Raw genomic sequence first — 19926 nt, forward strand, 5'->3', positions numbered from 1 at the left:
AGCGGGCTAGAAGGCATCTCCAGGGACCCGCACCCAGCCTTCCATCAGGATGCGGGCGGAGCGGGACATCACCGCTTTGGTGACCGTCCACTGTCCCGCTACCTGCTCTGCCTGGGCTCCGACTCTCAGGGTGCCGGAGGGGTGACCAACGCGCACCGCTTCGCGCTCGCCGCCCCCGGCGGCCAGATTGACGAGGGTGCCGGGAATGGCCGCCGCCGTGCCGATGGCCACGGCGCAGGTGCCCATCATGGCGTGGTGCAGCTTGCCCATGGAGAGGGCCCGCACCAGCAGATCGATCTCGCCGGCAATAATCTCCTTGCCGCTGGCGGTGCGGTAATCCTTGGCGGGTGCGACGAAGGCAATTTTCGGGGTGTGCTGGCGAGTGGCCGCCTCTTCGGGGCGCTTGATGAGCCCCATGCGCAGGGCACCGGCAACCCGGATCGCCTCGAAACGGGCGAGCGCTTGCGGATCTGTATTGATCGCCTCGCGCAGCTCGGTGCCCTCATAACCGATGTCCTCGGCGTTGACGAACACGGTGGGGATGCCTGCGCTGATCAGGGTGGCTTTCAGTACGCCGCTCTTTACAACAGACGCGGGCACCTCCAGATCGTCCACCAGATTGCCGGTGGGGAAGAGGGCGCCGCCCTCCTCACCCTCGTCGGACGGGTCGAGAAACTCCAGCACGATCTCGGCGGCGGGGAAAGTGACGCCGTCCAGCTCGAAATCGCCGGTCTCCTGCACCTGGCCGTTCGTCACCGGCACGTGGGCGAGGATGGTCTTGCCGATATTGGCCTGCCAGATCCGCACCTCACAGGTGCCGTGCTCCGGGATGCGGGACGGGTCCACCAGGCCGGCGTGGATGGCGAAGGCCCCGGCGCCGGTGGAGAGGTTGCCGCAGTTGCCGCTCCAGTCCACGAATGCCTTGTCGATGGCGACCTGGCCGTAGAGGTAGTCCACATCGTGATCGGGTTGCTGGCTTTTGGAGAGGATCACGCACTTGGCTGTGGAGGAGGTGGCCCCCCCCATGCCGTCCATGTGGGCGCCGTAGGGGTCGGGGCTGCCGATGACCCGCAGGAAGAAGGCATCCCGTGCCGGGCCCGGCTGCTGGCAGCGCTCGGGCAGGTCAGATAAGCGAAAGAAGACCCCCTTGCTGGTGCCGCCGCGAAGGTAGGTGGCCGGGATTTTTACTTGTGGTATATGGGCCATAGAGAGTGTCCTGAAAAGAGTCATGGATCCTGCTCCCTCTGGGAGAAGGTGCCCGAAGGGCGGATGAGGGGGATTTCCCCTCACACCAACCCTCTCCCAAAGGGAGAGGGTGCCTTATGCCTTCCCCTTTTTCAAAGGGGCGGAGCGGGGTTGCGATTTAGCTTGCGGCCTTTTGCGCGGTCGACGCCAGGAAGTCCTGGGCGAAGCGTTGCAGCACGCCGCCCGCCTCATAGACCGAGACCTCCTCGGCGGTGTCGAGGCGGCAGGTCATGGGCACCTGGATCACTTCGCCGCTGCGACGGCGGATCATCAAAGTGAGATCGGTGCGCGGCTGGCGTGCTCCCACCACGTCATAGGTCTCGGTGCCATCGAGACCCAGCGTGAGGCGGGTGGTGCCCGGCTTGAACTCGAGCGGCAGCACCCCCATGCCGATGAGGTTGGTGCGGTGAATGCGCTCGAAGCCCTCTGCCGCGATCACCTCCACCCCGGCAAGGCGCACCCCCTTGGCTGCCCAGTCCCGGGACGAGCCCTGACCGTAGTCGGCACCGGCCACGATGATGAGGGGCTGCTTGCGTGCCATGTAGGTCTCGATGGCTTCCCACATCCGCATCACTTTGCCGTCCGGCTCGACGCGGGCGAGGGACCCCTTCTGCACCACGCCGTTCACTACCGCCATCTCGTTGACCAGCTGGGGGTTGGCGAAGGTGGCGCGCTGGGCGGTCAGGTGATCGCCGCGGTGGGTGGCGTAGGAGTTGAAGTCCTCCTCCGGCAGGCCCATCTTCGCCAGGTATTCCCCCGCCGCGCTGCCGGGCAGGATGGCGTTGGAAGGGGAGAGGTGGTCGGTGGTGATGTTGTCCGGCAACAGCGCCAGGGGCCGCATGCCGCGCAGGGTGCGCTCGCCCGCCAGTGCCCCCTCCCAGTAAGGCGGGCGACGGATATAGGTGCTTTGAGATCGCCAGTCGTACAGGGGCGTCACCTTGGGACCCTGATCCTCTTCCTGGGTGAACATGGGGATATAGACCTGGCGGAACTGGGACGGCTTGACCGACGCCTTGACCACGGCGTCGATCTCTTCATCAGACGGCCAGATATCCTTGAGGCGAATTTCCTTGCCGTCCACCACCCCCAGCACATCTTTCTCAATGTCGAAGCGGATGGTGCCCGCGATGGCGTAGGCCACCACCAGGGGGGGCGAGGCGAGAAACGCCTGCTTGGCATAGGGATGGATGCGGCCGTCGAAGTTGCGGTTGCCCGAGAGCACCGCCGTGGCGTAGAGGTCCCGCTCGATGATCTCCTGCTGGATGGCGGGATCCAGGGCACCGGACATGCCGTTGCAGGTGGTGCAGGCAAACGCCACGACGCCGAAGCCGAGCTGTGCCAGCTCATCCATCAGCCCCGCCTCTTTCAGGTAAAGCGCGACCGTCTTGGAGCCGGGGGCGAGGGAGGATTTGACCCAGGGCTTGCGCATCAGGCCGAGCCGGTTGGCGTTGCGGGCCAGGAGGCCTGCGGCAATCACGTTGCGCGGGTTGCTGGTGTTGGTGCAACTGGTGATGGCGGCGATGATGACGGCGCCATCGGGCAAGAGGCCGTCAGCCTCCTGGGCACGAGCCTTGTCCAGATCCACCGCGATGCCCCGCGTGGCAAGTTCGGTCACCGGCAGGCGACGGTGGGGATTGGAGGGGCCCGCCAGGGTGCGCACCACGCTCGACAAGTCAAAGTGCAGCACCCTCTCGTACTGGGCGCCCGCCAGGGCATCGGCCCAGAGACCGGCCTCCCTGGCATAGGTTTCCACCAGCCTGACCTGCTCGTCGTCACGGCCGGTGAGCTTGAGGTAGTCGAGGGTCTGCTGGTCGATGAAGAACATGGCCGCGGTGGCGCCATATTCCGGCGCCATGTTGGAGATGGTGGCCCGATCGCCGAGGGTGAGGGCGGCGGCCCCCTCCCCACGAAACTCCAGGTAGGCGCCGACTACCTTCTGCTGGCGCAGGAATTCGGTGAGCGACAGCACCAGATCCGTGGCGGTGATGCCGGGTTGCGGCTTGCCGGAGAGCTCCACGCCGACGATCGAAGGCAGCCGCATCCAGGAGGCGCGTCCCAGCATCACGTTCTCGGCTTCCAGCCCGCCCACCCCCACCGCGATGACGCCGAGGGCATCCACGTGGGGGGTGTGGCTGTCGGTACCGACGCAGGTATCCGGGTAGGCCAAACCGCGATCGGCGTGGATGACAGGGGACATCTTCTCCAGGTTGATCTGGTGCATGATGCCGTTGCCTGGCGGGATCACCTCGATGTTCTTGAACGCCTGCCTGGTCCAGTCGATGAAGTGGAAACGATCCTCGTTGCGGCGATCCTCGATGGCGCGGTTCTTCTCGAACGCATCGGGGTCGAAGCCGCCGCACTCCACGGCGAGGGAATGATCGACGATGAGCTGCACCGGCACCACAGGGTTCACCTGGGCGGGATCGCCCCCCTGCTCGGCGATGGCGTCGCGAAGGCCCGCGAGGTCCACCAGGGCGGTCTGCCCCAGGATGTCGTGGCACACCACCCGCGCCGGGAACCAGGGAAAGTCGCGATCGCGCTTGTTGTGCACTATCTGGCCGAGGCACTCGGTGAGAATGGCCGGATCGCACTTGCGAACCAGGTTCTCGGCGTGGACGCGGGCGGTGTAGGAGAGCCTGTCCCAGGCGCCGGGGGCGATGGCGTTGACCGCCTCCCGGGCGTCGAAGTAGTCAAGCTGTGTGCCGGGCAGGGGCTTGCGATATTGCGTGTTGATCATCACTTGCGCTCCTTGAGCGGCACGAAGGTCAGATCGGCCGGACCGACGTAGTTGGCGCTCGGGCGGATGATCTTGCCGTCGATGCGTTGCTCGATGACGTGGGCCGACCAGCCTGAGGTGCGGGCGATGACGAACAGCGGGGTGAACATGGCGGTGGGCACCCCCATCATGTGGTAGCTGACGGCGCTGAACCAATCGAGGTTCGGGAACATCTTCTTGACTTCCCACATGGTGGATTCCAGCCGCTCGGCGATATCGAACATCTTGGTGTTGTGCTGCTCCTGGCTGAGGGCGCGCGCCACCTCCTTGATTACCTTGTTGCGGGGATCGGAGACGGTGTAGACCGGGTGGCCGAAGCCGATGACCACCTCTTTTTTCTCGACCCGGGCGCGAATGTCGGCCTCCGCCTCGTCCGGGTTCTCGTAGCGCTTCTGGATCTCGAAGGCCACCTCGTTGGCGCCCCCGTGCTTGGGCCCGCGCAGGGCACCGATGGCTCCCGTGATGCAGGAGTACATGTCCGAGCCGGTACCGGCAATGACGCGGCCGGTGAAGGTGGAGGCGTTGAACTCGTGCTCGGCGTAGAGGATGAGAGAGGTGTGCATGGCGCGAACCCAGGAGTCGCGTGGCTTGTGCCCGTGCAGCAGGTGGAGGAAGTGGCCGCCGATGGAGTCGTCGTCGGTTTCCACATGGATGCGTTTGCCGTTGTGACTGAAGTGGTACCAGTAGAGCAGCACCGAGCCCAAGCAGGCCATCAGCTTGTCGGCGATGTCCCGGGCGCCCGGGTGGTTGTGATCGTCCTTCTCCGGTGACAGGCACCCCAGCACGGAGACGGCGGTGCGCATCACGTCCATGGGGTGGGCGGAGGGAGGCAGCTGCTCCAGGGCGGTCCTCACTCCGGTGGGCAGGCCGCGCAGGGCCTTGAGCTTGGCCTTGTAGGCGGCGAGCTCCGCCACATTGGGCAGATGGCCGTGCACCAGCAGGTGGGCTATCTCTTCAAACTCGCAGCTGGTGGCCACGTCCAGGATGTCGTAGCCACGGTAGTGCAGGTCGTTGCCGGAGAGGCCCACGGTACACAGGGCCGTGTTGCCGGCGGCGGTGCCGGAGAGGGCGACGGATTTCTTCGGCTTGAAGCCGGTGGTTTCGGGCAGGGCGCTCATCACATGTTTCCTCATTCAGTCCGTTGAAGCGCCAGCCGCCAGCATGAGGCGGCTGGTCGCCGTCTTATTCCTTGGTCGACAAGTCCTGGGTGAACAGCCTGTCCAGGGTCTGCTCGTAGTGGTGGTAACCGAGAAAATCGTAGAGGGACTCCCGGGTCTGCATGGTGTCGACCACGGCGCGTTGGTGGCCGTCACGGCGAAGCGTCTGATAAACATTGAGGGCGGCCTGGTTGGCGGCGCGGGCGGCGCTCAGGGGGTAGAGCACCATGTCGACGCCATGCAAGGCGAGCGCCTCCTTGTCAAACAGCTCGGTCTTGCCGAACTCGGTCATGTTGGCGAGGATCGGCACCCCAGCCGCCTGCCTGAAACGGTCGTACTGGTCCAGCTCGGTGACCGCCTCGGCGAAGATCATGTCGGCACCGGCCTCCACATAGGCGGCGGCCCGCTCCAGGGCCGAGCCCAGTCCTTCCACCGCCAGGGCGTCGGTGCGGGCCATGATGACGAAGTGTTCGTCCTGGCGGGCATCCACCGCGGCCTTGATCCTGTCCACCATCTCCGAGACCGTGACCACCGCCTTGTTCGGCCTGTGACCGCAGCGCTTCTGGGCCACCTGATCTTCCATGTGGACGGCGGCCACACCGCCACGCTCGAAAGCGCGGATGGTGCGGGCGATGTTGAAGGCGCCCCCCCAGCCGGTGTCGATGTCCACCAGGAGTGGCACCTGTGTGGCAGCAGTGATGCGTTCGGCATCGATGAGCACGTCATTCATGGAAGTCATGCCGAGATCCGGCAGGCCGAAGGAGGCGTTCGCCACCCCGGCGCCGGAGAGGTAGAGGGCCTGGAAGCCGCTGCGCTCGGCCATCAGCGCCATGTAGGCGTTGATGGTGCCGACAATCTGCAGTGGCTTTTCGTTGGCCAGGGCTGTGCGAAAACGCCTGCCGGCCGAGGGGGAGAGGTTGGACATGGTGACTCCTTTCATGGGGTGCGTGTCTGCTGGATGTGTAGGGTGAACGGCATCATCTCACACTACGTTTACGTTAACGTCAATTATGCTTAGGTCCAAGGTCGCATCAAGTGTGCTCTCCCCTGACGGGGTTCCCTGCAACGCCAGTATCACAGACTCGTTGGAACCATTTTGGGGTGTGATGCATCGTGCGGGAGAGAGGTGAACCTGGGAAAATTACGGGTGTTTTTTGGCCAAACCTGGGCTTTGGGGGCCAATATCTTGCGCGGCGTCAAACAGGATGCAAATTGTGTCTCAGCCATCCTCCCCGACTGGGTCTCTGCGTTGCTTGCCCGTAGGCGTTTGGCTACGCTCAGTGGGTGATCAAACAAGGGGTGTGCGCCATGAAGAAAACCCAGGTTCATCTCATCGACGAAGAGGTGGATTTTCCTGCCAATGAACAGCTGGTCTCCACCACGGACCTGCAGGGTGTGATCACCTACGCCAATGATCACTTCTGCCGGGTAGCGGGGTACAGCCGGGCCGAGCTCATCGGCCAGCACCACAACATGGTTCGCCACCCGGACATGCCCAAGGCCGCCTTTGCTGACCTCTGGGGCAAGCTCAAGCAGGGCAAACCCTGGCGCGGCATGGTGAAAAACCGCTGCAAGGATGGGCGTTACTATTGGGTGGATGCCTATGTCACCCCCATCTTCGAGCAGGGGCGGATCAATGGCTACCAGTCGGTCCGCAGTCGCGCCGCGCCGGAGATGAAAGCCGTGGCCGGGCGCACCTATGCCAGATTGAAGAGCGTGGAGCGGGGGGAGCGAAAGGGCGGATTGAGCCTGCGCCCGATGCGCCACGGGCTGGCCATCGTCGGTGTCTTGCTGATGCTGGCGGGGGGAGCCTATCTGATGGGGCCCTGGGGGCCGCTGTTCACCCTGTTGCCTCTCTTGTGGCTGGCCCTGATCTATCGTGACACCCTCATCACTACCCCCCGTTATCTGCGACAGCTCGCGGACGAATATGACAGCCTGACCCGGCTCATCTATTCGGGGGAGGATGCCAGTGCCATTGCCGACTTCCACATCAAGTTGTTGCAGGCCAGGATCCGCACCGTCCTTGGACGAGTGGACGATGCGACCCTCTCCCTGCAGGATCTCGCGGTGCATCTGAAAACAGCCTCCAGCGAGGCGAGCGCCGACATCGCCGAACAGGATGTCCAGACCCAGCAGGTGGCGACTGCCATCACCGAGATGGCGGCGACAGCCCACGAGATTGCCCGCAATATCCTGGAGACGGACAACCAGATAGCCCAGGCCAAGGCGCACTGCCAACACACCGATCAGCAGCTGGAAGATACCCAGCACAGGGTGACGGAGCTGGCCACCCAGGCAGAGCATGCCTTCACGGCCGCCGTGGCACTGGCGGAGGAGTCGGACCGCATCGGTGTGCTGATGAGCGAGATCCAGGGCATTGCGGATCAGACCAATCTGCTGGCGCTCAACGCCGCCATCGAGGCTGCGCGGGCAGGGGAGCAGGGGCGAGGCTTTGCGGTGGTGGCGGACGAGGTGCGAACCCTCTCCACGCGCACCCACAAGGCGACCGAGCAGATCCAGAGCAGCATAGGCCAGATCCAGCGTACTCTGAACGGCTGGAAGGGCATGATGCAGCAGAACCTGCAACAGACCCAATCCTGCGTGACCCTGACCCGCCAGGGATCAGAGAGCCTGCATCAGGTGCTGGCGGAAATAGAACGGGTGGTGGACCTCTCGGCCCAGATCTCGACGGCGGCAGAGGAGCAGCAGGCGGTGGTGGAGGACATCAGCCGCAACGTCAACGCCATCTCCCAGCACTCCCACACCAACAGCAACAAGATGCAGGACATGGACGCCTCGAGCGACATCCTGCTCACCAAGGCTCGCCAGCTCAAATCCCTGGGGCAGACCTTCGGGTAAGAGCGGTCAGACTCATGCAATGCAAGAAGGCCACCCCTGGGGTGGCCTTCCTGTTTATTGGTTTCATGGGGGTATCGGTTCTGTGTGCCGGGAGATGAACCAGTCAGCCGGACTGCTCCGCCAGCGTGATGACGCGGCCGCCCTTGTCACAATACATGGCCCTGTCGGCCTGAATGAGCCACTGCTCCGGGCTCCAGTCATGCTGGTAGTGGCTGACGCCGATGCTGATGCCCACCTGCATCGGCTGGTCATTGACCACGAAGGGGGCCTGCATGGCCTGGCGGATCACGGCGGTGACCTCCTCTGCCTGACGGATATCGTAGCCCGGCAGCAGCAGGATGAACTCGTCCCCCGCCAAGCGGGCAAAATAGCACTGGTGGCCGATGGCGTCGTGGATCCGCCTGGCCAGCTGGCAGAGGATGGCATCCCCCTGGCTGTGGCCGAAGTTGTCGTTGATGCGCTTGAAGTCATTGAGATCGCAAAACAGCAGGCAGCCCGGATTGTCGCTTTGCACCTGGTGTTTCAACTGCTCCATCAGGCTCAGGCGATTGGGCAGCCCGGTAAGGGGATCGAGGCGGGCCAGTTGCAGTATCTCCTGCTCTCGCTGCTTGCGCAGGGCCACTTCCTGGTTGAGCCGCTTGTTGCTCATCAGAAGATAGAGGGAGAGCAGCAGGATGAGACCACCAACACCCAGGCTCAGCAGGAACCATGGACGCCAGAAGCTCCACTGTTCTGAGGGAACCTGATAGAGAAAACGGGTCAGGGAGACCGGTTTGGCAAGGAGGCCTATCTCCACCAGCTGCTGCATGATGTGAGCGAAGCGATCCGGATTCATATACCCGATCTCCACATAGAGCGGCTGGATCATCTCCTTGCTCATCTGCAACTCGTATTCCATGTGGGCCTGGCTGCGGTTGACGCCATACTCCGTGCGCAGCAGGGCGATGGCTTCCTCGGGGTGGGTGAGGGCATAGCGCCATCCCTTGAGGCTGGCTGCACGAAAACGTGCCACCCGCTCCGGATTGAGCCGCTCCTGTGCCTGGGTGGTGAAGAGAATGTCGCTGTAGAAATCGATGCCGTAGTTGCGAGGGTTGATGACGGACACCGAGATGCCGCGCTCTTCCAGATAGAAGGGCTCATTGCTCAGATAGGCGTTGAAGATGTCTATCCGGCCGGCGATCAGATCGTCGATGTTGACCGAAGTGGGTACCGGGATGAGCTGGCGCTCGTGAAGCCCCTGATAGTAGAGGGTGGCCAGCAGTTCGGCATCCTGATGACCCGGAAACATCATGATCCGTTTGCCACGCATGTCCGCAACGGTGAGAATGCCGCTGTCGCGGCGTGCCAGGAAGATGGAGGGAGAGTGCTGGTAGACGCTGGCCAGCGCCAGCAGCGGCTTGCCCTGGGCGTAGTGGGTCAGCACCTCGGTGTTGCCGACGCCAAAGTCGGCGCGTCCGGCCAGCACCTCCTGAACCGGACTTATTCCCTTGCCACCTGGCCTTATCTCGACATCCAGACCGGCGTCGGCGTAATACCCCTTGGCCTTGGCCATGTGATAGCCCACAAACTGGGGCTGATGCAGCCAGCGCAACTGCAATACCACCTTCTCCGGCAGATCACGTGTCCGTTCACTGGCCTGGAGGGGCGAGAAGCAAGTGATGCCAAGCAACAACAGCCAAAACAGGCATTTTTTCATTCGTGCGATTCTTGTGCTGAGGATCCATGAAGATGGCCTGCAGGCCTGCATTCAAGTTGTTAACAAATAACATTCTAAAGGGTTATACATGTACCGGATACAATTGCAGCACAAAGATTTCATGGTGATCAACAAGCGTCCGGGCATTGGCATGCACGATGATGCCGGCGAGCCGGGTCTCGTCAATCGGGTCAGAATGGATACCGGTCTTGACCTCTATCCGGTCCATCGACTGGACAAGATGACCTCTGGGTTGGTGCTGCTGGCCCGCACCCCCGAAGCGAATCGCGCCCTCAGCATGGCTTTCGCGGCGCGGGAAGTGAGCAAGCAGTATCTGGCCCTCTCCGATCGCAAGCCGAAGAAGAAGCAGGGCTGGGTGAAGGGGGACATGGAGAAAGGGCGAGGCGGCAGCTGGATGCTGAGCCGCACCCAGGATAACCCGGCCATTAGCTGGTTCGACTCCGTTTCGGTGCGCGAGGGGCTGCGCCTTTATCGTATCAAGCCCCGGACCGGCAAGACCCACCAGATCCGGGTGGCCTTGAAGAGCGTGGGAGCCCCCATCCTCGGAGATGAGCGTTACGGCGGCACGGCGGCGGATCGCGGTTATCTGCACGCCTGGCGCCTCGCCTTCACCCTGGCAGGTGAGAGCTTCGATCTCGTTTGTCCGCCCGATGAGGGGGCGCTGTTCCTCCTGCCCGAGTTGCATGCCGCCATCGCAGAGATCACCGAATGAGCGCTGCAACCGCGAGAGTCCCAGCCCGTGGCTGGATCCTGGCCGACTTCGATGACACCCTGGCGCCGGATGACAGCCATGCGGGGTTGCTGCGTTTCATCTTGCGCCGCCGTATCTGGCCGCTGCTGCTGTGGCCACTGATGGCGTTCGGTGCCGTGATCTATCTGCTGCCAGGTCAGCGCAGTCGCGGCATTGCACTCATCTGGTGGGCCATCACCCTCGGGCTATCCCCCCTGGCCTGGCGCGCCCTGGTACGGCAGTACAGCCTGACCCGGCCCGGTCTGTATCGGGAGGCGCGAGCCCTCCTGACGGGGGAGGGGCACCGCTGCTGGGTCATCTCCGCCAGTCCCCGCGCCCTGGTCCGTGCCCAGCTCCATCGTCAACTGCCAAGGCTCCCTCACCGCATCATCGGCTCGCGGATGGGTTACCGTTTCGGCGGCCTGGTGCCGCGCTTCTATTGCCATGGCAGGCACAAGCTGCTGCCCGAGCTCCTGACCCTGGAGGCCGCACTCACCCTGAGTGACAGCCTGCACGATCTGCCCCTGCTGGCGTTGGGGGAGCAGGCCTGGCTCATCAACCCGCAAAGGACTCGATTGCTAAAAGCGAGGGCGGTGCTGCCCCATATCGAACCCCGTTATTGGTCGCTGTAAGGCAAAGCTGACAGCCTTGCGGGACGCTAACGAGCGCAGTGCAAGGTTGGGGCTGCTATGTCACATTTCATTTACATTTTTTGGCGCGGATCCCCGCCAAACTATCTGAACGCCGCCCCTTCTCATTCCCTGCGCTCGCCACTCTAATGAAACAAGTTGTTAACAACGCCGTGCGGGCTGCCTGTCGAGCCCTTGCGGCGTGAACCGTTTCGTTATCAGTTCATCGCAAGGAGCGCATCATGACCACCCCTTCTTCCCGTACTCACACCATCAACCCCCTTGGCACCGACGGGTTTGAGTTCGTCGAGTACACGGCGCCGGATCTCAAGGGCATTGCGGCCCTCAAGGCGTTGTTCGTCTCACTGGGCTTTGCCGAAGTGGCCAAGCACAGGCACAAGCAGTGCTGGCTCTATCGCCAGGGGGACATCAACTTCGTGGTCAATGCCGAGCCCCACTCCCAAGCGGAGGAGTTTGCCCGGGCCCATGGTCCGAGCGTGTGCGGCATGGCGTTTCGGGTGAGCGATGCCGGCCGTGCCCAGCAGTACGCCATTGGCCAGGGGGCCAAGCCGTTTGTGGGCAAAATCGGCCCCATGGAACTCAACATCCCCGCCATCTACGGCATCGGCGAGAGTACCCTCTCCTTTGTCGATCGCTATGGCGAGCGGGGCTCCATCTATGACGTGGACTTTATCTTCTACCCCGACTGGCAGGCCCGCATGGCCGAGGTGGACGCGGGGCTCTATGAGATCGACCACCTGACCCACAACGTCCATCGCGGCAACATGAACCTCTGGTCGAATTTCTACGAGCGGATCGGCAACTTCCGGGAAATCCGCTACTTCGACATCGAGGGCAAGCTGACCGGACTGCACTCGCGCGCCATGACGGCCCCCTGCGGCAAAATTCGCATTCCCATCAACGAGTCGGCGGACGACAAGTCCCAGATAGAGGAGTACCTGCGCCAGTATAAGGGGGAGGGGATCCAGCACATCGCGCTCGCCTCTGCCGACATCTATCACACCATCCGCACGCTCAGAGGGCGGGGAACCGGCTTCATGCCGACGCCGGACACCTACTACGAGAAGGTGGACAGCCGGGTCGCGGGTCATCAGGAGGATCTGGCCGCGCTCAAAGAGCTGCGCATCCTCATCGACGGCTCGCCGACGAAGGACGGCATCCTGCTGCAGATCTTCACGGACACAGTCATCGGTCCCGTGTTCTTCGAGATCATCCAGCGCAAGGGCAACGAGGGCTTTGGTGAGGGCAACTTCCAGGCATTGTTCGAATCCATCGAGCTGGATCAGATCCGCCGTGGCGTGCTGGACGGATCCACGCAAGGGGAGGTGAACAGTGCCGCGCAGGGCCAGAAAAACGGAGAACCGAGCGATGCGTAACTGGATAAGCTTCCCCCATCGGGAGGGAACCCACTCCCGCCAGGCCCATGCCGATCTGCCGGAGCAGGCCATCTATGAGCGCGAGCTGGGGCGCTCGGGCTTCTTCGGTCCGGCCACCCACATGCACCACAAGCATGCCCCCACCGACTGGGTCAACTGGGAAGGGCCGCTTCGGCCACGGGCGTTTGACTTGAACGATCTGCAGGAGGAGGTGAGCTCTCTCTCCCCCTGGGTAATGCCGGATATTCTCAGCAATCCCCACTGCCGCTACCGCATCTGGCGCCTGCATGAGCCCATGCCGTTTCTGGTGCGAAACGCCGATGGCGACGAGCTCCTGTTCATTCACGAGGGGAGCGGTGAGTTTTACTGCGACTACGGGCACCTCATCTTGAGAGATGGCGACTATGTGGTGATCCCCCGTGGCACCATGTGGCGCATCGAGCCCACCGCGCCCCTCTTCATCCTGATGATCGAGGCGACGGAAGACAGTTATCAGCTGCCGGACAAGGGACTGGTGGGCAATCACGCCATCTTCGATCCGGCGGCCCTGGACGTGCCCGCCATCAACGAGCGCTTCCTGGCCCAGCAGGATGAAAACCCCTGGTCGCTGCAGATCAAGCGCCACGATCAGGTCTCGGTCGTCACCTGGCCGTTCAACCCCCTGGATGCACAAGGGTGGCACGGGGACTTGTGCGTGGTGCGCCTCAACTGGCGGGATATCCGCCCGCTGATGAGCCACCGCTACCACCTGCCTCCCTCGGCCCACACCACCTTCGTGGCGAGCCGTTTTGTCATCTGCACCTTCGTGCCGCGCCCCATCGAGAGCGACCCAGGTGCCCTGCGGGTGCCCTTCTACCACAGCAACGACGACTTCGACGAAGTGCTCTTCTACCACGCCGGGGACTTCTTCAGCCGGGACAACATCAAGCGGGGCATGGTCACCTTCCACCCTGCCGGCTTCACCCATGGTCCCCATCCCAAGGCCTTTGCGGCGGGGTTGGCCCATGCCAAGACCTTCACCGACGAGGTGGCGGTGATGCTCGACACCCGGGATGCCCTGGCCGTCGGCCCGATCTGCGAAGGGGTCGAACACCCCGGTTATGTCACCAGCTGGCAGCGTCCAGAGACGCTCGGCAAATAAGGAATTCGATATGAAACTGGCAACCCTGAACAATGGCAAGCGCGACGGCGCCCTGGTGGTGGTGAGCCGCGATCTGGCGCGCGCCGTCCATGTGACGACCATTGCCCCGACCCTGCAGTCGGCCCTCGACCAGTGGGGAGAAGTGGCGCCGCAATTGGCGAAGGTTTATCAGCGACTCAACGAGGGCGCCTGCCCCGACGCCTTCCCCTTCGATGAGGAGGCGTGCCTCTCCCCGCTGCCCCGCGCCTACCAGTGGATTGACGGCAGTGCCTACGTCAATCACGTGGAGCTGGTGCGCAAGGCGCGCGGCGCCGACATGCCAGAAAGCTTCTGGCACGATCCCCTGATGTATCAGGGAGGCTCTGACAGCTTCCTGCCGCCCCGTGGCCCCATCGTGATGGGCTCCGAGGAGTGGGGGATCGACTTCGAGTCGGAAGTCGCCGTCATCACCGACGACGTGCCCATGGGCACCCGTTCGCAGGGGGCGGCGACCCACATCAAGCTCTTGATGCTGGTCAACGACGTGAGCCTGCGCAACCTCATTCCCGGGGAGCTTGCCAAGGGCTTTGGCTTCTTCCAGTCCAAGCCCTCCAGCAGCTTCTCGCCGGTGGCCATCACCCCGGACGAGCTGGGGGATGACTGGCGCGATGGCAAGGTCCACCTGCCCCTGGTGACCCACCTCAACGGCGCCCTGTTCGGGCAGCCCGACGCCGGGGTGGACATGACCTTCAACTTTGATGAGCTGATTGCCCATGCCGCCAAGACAAGGCCGCTCGGGGCGGGCTGCATCATCGGATCGGGCACCGTTTCCAACTACGACAGAAGCCGGGGATCCTCCTGCCTTGCCGAGCGGCGGATGCTGGAAATTATCGAGTCAGGTCAAGCCACTACACCCTTTCTGCGCTTTGGTGATACAGTGTCCATCGCGATGCAGGATCGCAACGGGATGAGTCTGTTTGGCACCATTTTGCAGCGGGTCACGCAAGCAACGGCCGAGCGGGCGAGCTAGGAGAGCCCGACCCCTGGAGGGGCGGGCGACACGGCAGGTGGCAGACACCTGCCACCACAGGGACACACTATGCTGCAGTTGTTTGGATATTGGCGCTCATCGGCCAGCTTTCGCGTGCGTTTGGTACTGCAACTCAAGGGGCTCGATTATGAGCAGCACCCGGTCAACTTGCGGCAGGGTGAGCAGAAGGAGAAGGCCTATCGCCGGGTCAATCCCCAGGGGCTGGTGCCGTTTCTCGTGGACGATGACGTGCATCTGGGTCAGTCGGTGGCCATCATGGAGTACCTCGACGAGACCTATCCCGCCTACCCCCTGATGCCCTCCGCCCCCATCGAACGTGCCCGGGTGCGCCAGATCGTCAACATGATCGCCTGTGACACCCACCCCCTCAACAACCTGCGCGTGCTGCACTACCTGGAGCAGGAGCTGGGGCAGAGCAAGATGGCGCGGGATGCCTGGTATCGCCACTGGATAGACGAGACCTTCACCGCGCTGGAGCAGCTTCTCATGACCACCGCCGGCATCTATTGCGTGGGCAACGAGGTCACCCTGGCGGACTGCATGCTGGTGCCCCAGGTCTACAACGCCCGCCGCTTCGACATGACCCTGGATGACTACCCCACCATTGCGCGCATCGTCGCCAACTGCGAGCAGTTGCAGGCCTTTATCAAGGCCGCCCCCGCCAATCAACCGGATGCGCAGGGGTAACAATCGTATTTCACGCAAGCCAATGTTAGAAGGAGTTAATGATGGGGATTAAGCCTGGTCCAAAAAGAAAAAATGAAGATGGAACTCCGGATAAACGACAAAGGGTTACGCCTGAAAAGCAAAAAGATCATCCAGACCTGAAGCCGCATAAGCACAGGCCAGGTCATTGAGATGAAGGCAGCTTTATAAGCAGCCTTCATTATTGGCTAGCATCAGCGGAAGGTATGTCACTGTTTTGCTCGAAGATATAAAACCTTTAGTGTTGATCCTGGCGCTGGCCGTTCCTCCGTAATAAATAAATCTGTCTTGGCTTTGACAAGATCTGACAGTTTTTTGAAGCCATAAAGCCTAGAGTCGAAATCAGGCTGCAGTTTTGTGAGGTAACTACCAAAGGTTCCTAATTGTGCCCAACCAGCATCGTCACTTGACTGTTCTAGTGCAGCCAAGAGGAAATTTGCAGGGAAAATTGGCTTTGTTTCTGAGGATGGCAGGTGTTCTGTCGGTTTATGTTCGTTTTCAATTTTCTTATCTAATATTATTTGTTGGGCTGCAGCACCTGGACGAAGGAATTCAGTAAACACAAACTTATGACAGGCATTGCGAAAAGCATCAGGAGTCTTCTTTTCACCAAAGCCAAGAACAGTAAGCCCTTCTTCACGTAGTCGCATAGCAAGACCAGTGAAATCAGAGTCGCTTGTTATCAGACAAAAGCCATCGAACTTTCGTGTGTAGAGCAAATCCATTGCGTCGATTATTAGGGTACTGTCAGTAGCATTTTTACCTGTGGTGTATGCGAACTGCTGGATAGGTTTTATGGCATATTGTTGTAAGACTTTTTTCCAAGATGCGCTTGTTGGCGCAGTGAAGTCACCGTATATACGTTTTACAGTGGCCTCTCCAAACCGTGCAATTTCTGCCAGCAACCCCTCAATAACTGCTGCTTGGGCATTGTCTGCATCAATGAGCACAGCCAAACGTAGGGTTGGTTCTTCAGCTTCAATTTTTGCAACCAGTCGTGGTGATACCAAGGTAGCTCCTATTCTCTGATGATGTCAGCCTATGTGTCATAAACACGTTAATCATCTTACCCAGCCTGAGCAACATCATCCATCACATTAATAGGTAAACGATCAGAGAGAGTTGGTTTTTTTCATTGATGTGTTTTGATTGCGAACTTAGAAAAACAAAAGCCCCTCGAAAGGGGCTTGGTTATCTCGCAGTGAAACTGTCCGCTGGGATTATCAGTAACCCTGCTGGTGGACGTCCATCACGGCGCGACCGGAGGGGTCGGCCATCTCCTTGAACTTGGCATCCCATTCGAGCGCGGTCGGGGTGGAGCAGGCGACCGACTTGCCGTAGGGCACGGTGCGGGCGGCGGACTCCAGCGGGAAGTGCTCGTCAAAGATGGCGCGGTAGTAGTACGCCTCCTTGGTGAGCGGGGTATTGACGGGGAAGCGGAAGGCCGCGGCCTCGAACATCTGATCCGTCACCTCTTCCTCGACCATGGCTTTCAGGCTGTCAATCCAGGAGTAGCCCACACCGTCGGAGAACTGCTCCTTCTGACGCCACGCCACTTCGTGGGGCAGCAGATCCTCGAAGGCTTCCCGCAGGATGTGCTTCTCGATCTTGCCCTTGCCGCACATCTTGTCGGCGGGATTGAGGCGCATCGCCACGTCCATGAACTCCTTGTCGAGGAAGGGCACGCGGCCTTCCACGCCCCAGGCGGCCATGGACTTGTTGGCCCGCAGGCAGTCATACAGATGCAGGGAGGCGAGCTTGCGCACGTTCTCCTCGTGGAACTCACGGGCGTTGGGGGCCTTGTGGAAGTAGAGGTAGCCGCCGAACAGCTCGTCGGAGCCCTCTCCCGACAGCACCATCTTGATGCCCATCGCCTTGATGTAGCGGGCCATCAGATACATGGGCGTAGAGGCGCGGATGGTGGTGACGTCATAGGTCTCGAGGTGATAGATGACGTCACGCAGGGCATCCAGCCCTTCCTGCACGGTGAAGTGGATCTGGTGGTGGATGGTGCCGAGGTGATCGGCCACCTTGCGGGCGGCAGCGAGATCCGGCGACCCTTCCAGGCCCACGGCGAAGGAGTGCAGCTGCGGCCACCAGGCTTCGCTCTTGCCATCGTCTTCCACCCGGCGGGCGGCATAGAGCTTGGTGATGGCGGAGATGACGGACGAATCCAGACCACCGGAGAGCAGCACGCCATAGGGCACGTCGCACATCAGCTGGCGCTTGACCGCCGCTTCCAGGGCCGCTTTGAGCTCGGCCTTGTCGCTGACGTTGTGCTCGACCGGCGCGTACTCCATCCAGTCACGTTTGTACCACTGTTTGAGCTCGCCATCCTTGCTCCACAGGTAGTGTCCCGGCGGGAAGGTTTCGACGCTCTTGCACACGGGCACCAGGGCCTTCATCTCGGAGGCGACGTAGAAGTTGCCGTGCTCGTCGCGGCCGGTATAGAGGGGGATGATCCCCATGTGGTCGCGACCAATCAGGTAGGCATCCTGCTCGGCGTCATAGAGGATGAAGGCGAAGATGCCGTTTAGATCGTCCAGGAACGCCGGGCCCTTCTCCTTGTAGAGGGCCAGCAGCACTTCACAGTCGGAGTGGGTCTGGAACTGGAAGTCGACCTTGAGGTTCTTCTCCAGCTCCTTGTGGTTGTAGATCTCGCCGTTGACGGCCAATACGTGCGTGCGCTCGGGGTTGTAGAGAGGCTGTGCGCCGTTGCCCGGATCGACGATGGCCAGGCGCTCGTGCACCAGGATGGCCTTGTCGGAGCTGTAGACGCCGGACCAGTCAGGCCCGCGGTGACGCAGTCGCTTGGACATCTCCAAGGCCGATTTGCGCAGGGCAGTGGCGTCGGTCTTGATGTCCAGAATGCCGAAAATAGAACACATTGGCGGTAATCCTCTTGATTTTTATATGAGCCCCCCACGTTTGGGCTCGAAATTCCATTTACATTCCTCGCCAATCACAATGCCTAGCGGAAAACCCTTTTGCAAGCGGGAAAACCGCAGAAAATCATGCCGTAAGCGTCAAGTTGCGCAGGGGATGGCGGCCGTCCGGCCGCCTGAAGAGAGAGGGTCAGGGTTGACGTGCGCGTCAAGTCGCGGCGGGTTCGAAGATCACATAGAGCTTGCGACAAGGGGTGAGGGTCTCCCACTGCCCGACAAAACCGGCGGGAATGACGAACTGATCCCCCGGTTTGAGGTGCAGCCGGCCGCCCTGCTCGTCGTGGATCACCGCCTCCCCTTCCAGCATCTGGCAGTATTCGTGTTCGGTATAGTGAACGGCCCAGCAGCCCGGCTCGCAAGCCCAGAAGCCCACGTGAAACTGCTGGCTCGGGTCGGAGTAGTGGTTCCATGCCGTCTGGCTCGGCGTTCCGGCCCTGATGCGCTCGGGGGCCGGCATCATCGGGGTGGGGGAGACAGTGTGCTTGTCCAGCAGGATCCAGTCGTTCAGGCTCTTCATGGTGCGTCCTTGGGGTGGCGAGGGGAGCATCCTGCTCCCGTTTAGTTTGTTTAACGATGTTGCGCTTACGTTAAACGAAACGGGCCCCCTTTGCCAAGGGGGCCCGTGCAGGCTGAAGGCCACCGGAAGGGCGGCACCCGGGATCAGACGATGTCGATGTCCACCACGGAGTCAAAGATGTGGTTCGGTCGAAACGGCATGCGGTCGATGTCCGCCACCTTGCTCACCCCGGAGAGCACCAGCACCGTCTCGAGACCAGCCTGGAAGCCTGCCAGGATGTCGGTGCGCAAGTTGTCGCCGATGATGATGGTGTCGTCGGAGTGGGCCTCCATCCGGTTGAGGGCCGCGCGAATGATCCAGGCGCTCGGCTTGCCGACATAGAAGGGCTTCTTGCCGGTCATCCGCTCGATGGGGGCACACAGGGCGCCGCAGGCCGGGTACATCAGGGGGCCGTGGGTGTCGGGGTTGGTGGCGATGAAGCGGGCCCCCTGATCCACGAACTTGGCGCCCTGCTGCATCATGGTCCAGTTGTAGTTGCGGGTCTCCCCCACCACCACGAAGTCCGGGTCGATGTCGGTGATGGTGAAGCCGGCCTTGTAGAGCTCGTGGGTCAGGGCCCCTTCGCCGATCACATAGGCCTTCTTGCCATCCTGGCGCTTGAGAAAGTCGGCGGTGCCCATGGCGGAGGTGTAGAAGCACTCCTCGGGCACCTCTATTCCGGCGGAGCGGAAGCGGTTTTGCAGATCTTTCTGGGTCTGGGCCGGGTAGTTGGTGAGGAACAGGAGCTTGCTGCCCTGCTCCAGCAGGCGGTGGACGAAGCGGTCGGCGCCGGGAATGAGATCGTTGTTGTGCAGGATGACGCCGTCAATGTCACAGATGACGTTTTTCTTCATGAATTCTCCTTGTAGGGCGCAAGAGCGGGGACAGGGCATCCCTCTGTTCGTCTCTTCAATCGGTTATGGTTTTTGTGCCGCCATTATAAGGCCCTTTGATGACAAGTCTCCTCCGGCGGGCCAGATGGGTGCACAATGAAGGCGAAGGGAGGGCGCCGCCCCGGTGGTGCCCGCACGGAGTC

General features: G+C 61.8%; 16 protein-coding genes. 7 read left to right on the top strand and 9 right to left on the bottom strand.

What is annotated here, in order from left to right:
• Positions 1–6 precede the first annotated feature (6 nt).
• The 4 genes from prpF to prpB all read right to left on the bottom strand — a co-directional run bounded on the left by prpF (position 7) and on the right by prpB (position 6103).
• A complete protein-coding gene (gene prpF / locus AB5Y59_RS06905) occupies positions 7–1206 on the bottom strand; it encodes a 2-methylaconitate cis-trans isomerase PrpF (RefSeq protein WP_368211715.1) in 1200 nt (399 codons plus the stop codon).
• Positions 1207–1363: 157 nt separating this feature from the next.
• Positions 1364–3982, bottom strand: coding sequence for a Fe/S-dependent 2-methylisocitrate dehydratase AcnD (acnD, locus tag AB5Y59_RS06910; RefSeq protein ID WP_368211716.1), 2619 nt, complete (start codon positions 3980–3982; stop codon positions 1364–1366).
• Complete coding sequence (gene prpC / locus AB5Y59_RS06915; protein WP_069651426.1) at positions 3982–5139, bottom strand: 2-methylcitrate synthase; 1158 nt, start codon at positions 5137–5139, stop codon at positions 3982–3984. The genes acnD and prpC overlap by 1 nt, the downstream gene beginning before the upstream one ends.
• A gap of 64 nt (positions 5140–5203) precedes the next feature.
• A complete protein-coding gene (gene prpB, locus AB5Y59_RS06920) occupies positions 5204–6103 on the bottom strand; it encodes a methylisocitrate lyase (protein WP_201925955.1) in 900 nt (299 codons plus the stop codon).
• Between the two features lie 383 nt (positions 6104–6486).
• On the opposite strand from prpB, the gene AB5Y59_RS06925 reads away from it, so the two are divergent.
• Positions 6487–8040, top strand: coding sequence for a PAS domain-containing methyl-accepting chemotaxis protein (locus AB5Y59_RS06925; protein ID WP_128318259.1), 1554 nt, complete (start codon positions 6487–6489; stop codon positions 8038–8040).
• 103 nt (positions 8041–8143) lie between these two features.
• Here AB5Y59_RS06925 and AB5Y59_RS06930 read toward each other — a convergent pair whose 3' ends face one another.
• Positions 8144–9736, bottom strand: coding sequence for a GGDEF domain-containing protein (locus tag AB5Y59_RS06930; protein WP_010675126.1), 1593 nt, complete (start codon positions 9734–9736; stop codon positions 8144–8146).
• Between the two features lie 88 nt (positions 9737–9824).
• Here AB5Y59_RS06930 and AB5Y59_RS06935 point away from each other — a divergent pair, with 88 nt between their 5' ends.
• From AB5Y59_RS06935 to maiA, 6 genes are all read left to right on the top strand, one after another.
• Positions 9825–10469, top strand: coding sequence for a TIGR01621 family pseudouridine synthase (locus AB5Y59_RS06935; protein WP_102948537.1), 645 nt, complete (start codon positions 9825–9827; stop codon positions 10467–10469).
• Entirely contained in the window at positions 10466–11119 is a 654-nt protein-coding gene (locus AB5Y59_RS06940) for an HAD family hydrolase (protein WP_049635979.1), read from the top strand. Before AB5Y59_RS06935 ends, AB5Y59_RS06940 begins: the two co-directional genes overlap by 4 nt.
• A gap of 239 nt (positions 11120–11358) precedes the next feature.
• Positions 11359–12513: a 4-hydroxyphenylpyruvate dioxygenase gene (hppD, locus tag AB5Y59_RS06945; RefSeq protein WP_041214989.1), complete on the top strand. Its 1155-nt coding sequence runs from the start codon at positions 11359–11361 to the stop codon at positions 12511–12513.
• Positions 12506–13654: a homogentisate 1,2-dioxygenase gene (locus AB5Y59_RS06950; RefSeq protein WP_069785201.1), complete on the top strand. Its 1149-nt coding sequence runs from the start codon at positions 12506–12508 to the stop codon at positions 13652–13654. The genes hppD and AB5Y59_RS06950 overlap by 8 nt, the downstream gene beginning before the upstream one ends.
• A 10-nt stretch (positions 13655–13664) precedes the next feature.
• Entirely contained in the window at positions 13665–14663 is a 999-nt protein-coding gene (locus tag AB5Y59_RS06955; protein WP_134997387.1) for a fumarylacetoacetate hydrolase family protein, read from the top strand.
• Between the two features lie 69 nt (positions 14664–14732).
• Positions 14733–15371, top strand: a complete 639-nt coding sequence (gene maiA / locus AB5Y59_RS06960; RefSeq protein WP_201890112.1) for a maleylacetoacetate isomerase — start codon at positions 14733–14735, stop codon at positions 15369–15371.
• A gap of 227 nt (positions 15372–15598) precedes the next feature.
• Here maiA and AB5Y59_RS06965 read toward each other — a convergent pair whose 3' ends face one another.
• The 4 genes from AB5Y59_RS06965 to AB5Y59_RS06980 form a co-directional block, all read right to left on the bottom strand.
• On the bottom strand, positions 15599–16399 hold the full coding sequence (locus AB5Y59_RS06965) for an NYN domain-containing protein (protein ID WP_201890111.1): 801 nt from the start codon (positions 16397–16399) through the stop codon (positions 15599–15601).
• Positions 16400–16612: 213 nt separating this feature from the next.
• Positions 16613–18277: an asparagine synthase B gene (gene asnB / locus AB5Y59_RS06970; protein WP_010675117.1), complete on the bottom strand. Its 1665-nt coding sequence runs from the start codon at positions 18275–18277 to the stop codon at positions 16613–16615.
• Positions 18278–18482: 205 nt separating this feature from the next.
• Positions 18483–18851, bottom strand: coding sequence for a cupin domain-containing protein (locus AB5Y59_RS06975; RefSeq protein WP_039038770.1), 369 nt, complete (start codon positions 18849–18851; stop codon positions 18483–18485).
• A 143-nt stretch (positions 18852–18994) separates the two neighbouring features.
• Complete coding sequence (locus AB5Y59_RS06980) at positions 18995–19744, bottom strand: HAD-IIA family hydrolase (protein ID WP_010675115.1); 750 nt, start codon at positions 19742–19744, stop codon at positions 18995–18997.
• Between the last annotated feature and the right edge of the window lie 182 nt (positions 19745–19926).

Origin of the sequence: Aeromonas sp. s10 (assembly GCF_040907975.1) — a bacterium.
Lineage (GTDB): Bacteria > Pseudomonadota > Gammaproteobacteria > Enterobacterales > Aeromonadaceae > Aeromonas > Aeromonas caviae.

Coding starts and splice junctions, on each gene's coding strand:
- prpF (WP_368211715.1), bottom strand. CDS start 1,206: ATGGCCCATATACCACAAGTAAAAATCCCGGCCACCTACCTTCGCGGC.
- acnD (WP_368211716.1), bottom strand. CDS start 3,982: ATGATCAACACGCAATATCGCAAGCCCCTGCCCGGCACACAGCTTGAC.
- prpC (WP_069651426.1), bottom strand. CDS start 5,139: ATGAGCGCCCTGCCCGAAACCACCGGCTTCAAGCCGAAGAAATCCGTC.
- prpB (WP_201925955.1), bottom strand. CDS start 6,103: ATGTCCAACCTCTCCCCCTCGGCCGGCAGGCGTTTTCGCACAGCCCTG.
- AB5Y59_RS06925 (WP_128318259.1), top strand. CDS start 6,487: ATGAAGAAAACCCAGGTTCATCTCATCGACGAAGAGGTGGATTTTCCT.
- AB5Y59_RS06930 (WP_010675126.1), bottom strand. CDS start 9,736: ATGAAAAAATGCCTGTTTTGGCTGTTGTTGCTTGGCATCACTTGCTTC.
- AB5Y59_RS06935 (WP_102948537.1), top strand. CDS start 9,825: ATGTACCGGATACAATTGCAGCACAAAGATTTCATGGTGATCAACAAG.
- AB5Y59_RS06940 (WP_049635979.1), top strand. CDS start 10,466: ATGAGCGCTGCAACCGCGAGAGTCCCAGCCCGTGGCTGGATCCTGGCC.
- hppD (WP_041214989.1), top strand. CDS start 11,359: ATGACCACCCCTTCTTCCCGTACTCACACCATCAACCCCCTTGGCACC.
- AB5Y59_RS06950 (WP_069785201.1), top strand. CDS start 12,506: ATGCGTAACTGGATAAGCTTCCCCCATCGGGAGGGAACCCACTCCCGC.
- AB5Y59_RS06955 (WP_134997387.1), top strand. CDS start 13,665: ATGAAACTGGCAACCCTGAACAATGGCAAGCGCGACGGCGCCCTGGTG.
- maiA (WP_201890112.1), top strand. CDS start 14,733: ATGCTGCAGTTGTTTGGATATTGGCGCTCATCGGCCAGCTTTCGCGTG.
- asnB (WP_010675117.1), bottom strand. CDS start 18,277: ATGTGTTCTATTTTCGGCATTCTGGACATCAAGACCGACGCCACTGCC.
- AB5Y59_RS06975 (WP_039038770.1), bottom strand. CDS start 18,851: ATGAAGAGCCTGAACGACTGGATCCTGCTGGACAAGCACACTGTCTCC.
- AB5Y59_RS06980 (WP_010675115.1), bottom strand. CDS start 19,744: ATGAAGAAAAACGTCATCTGTGACATTGACGGCGTCATCCTGCACAAC.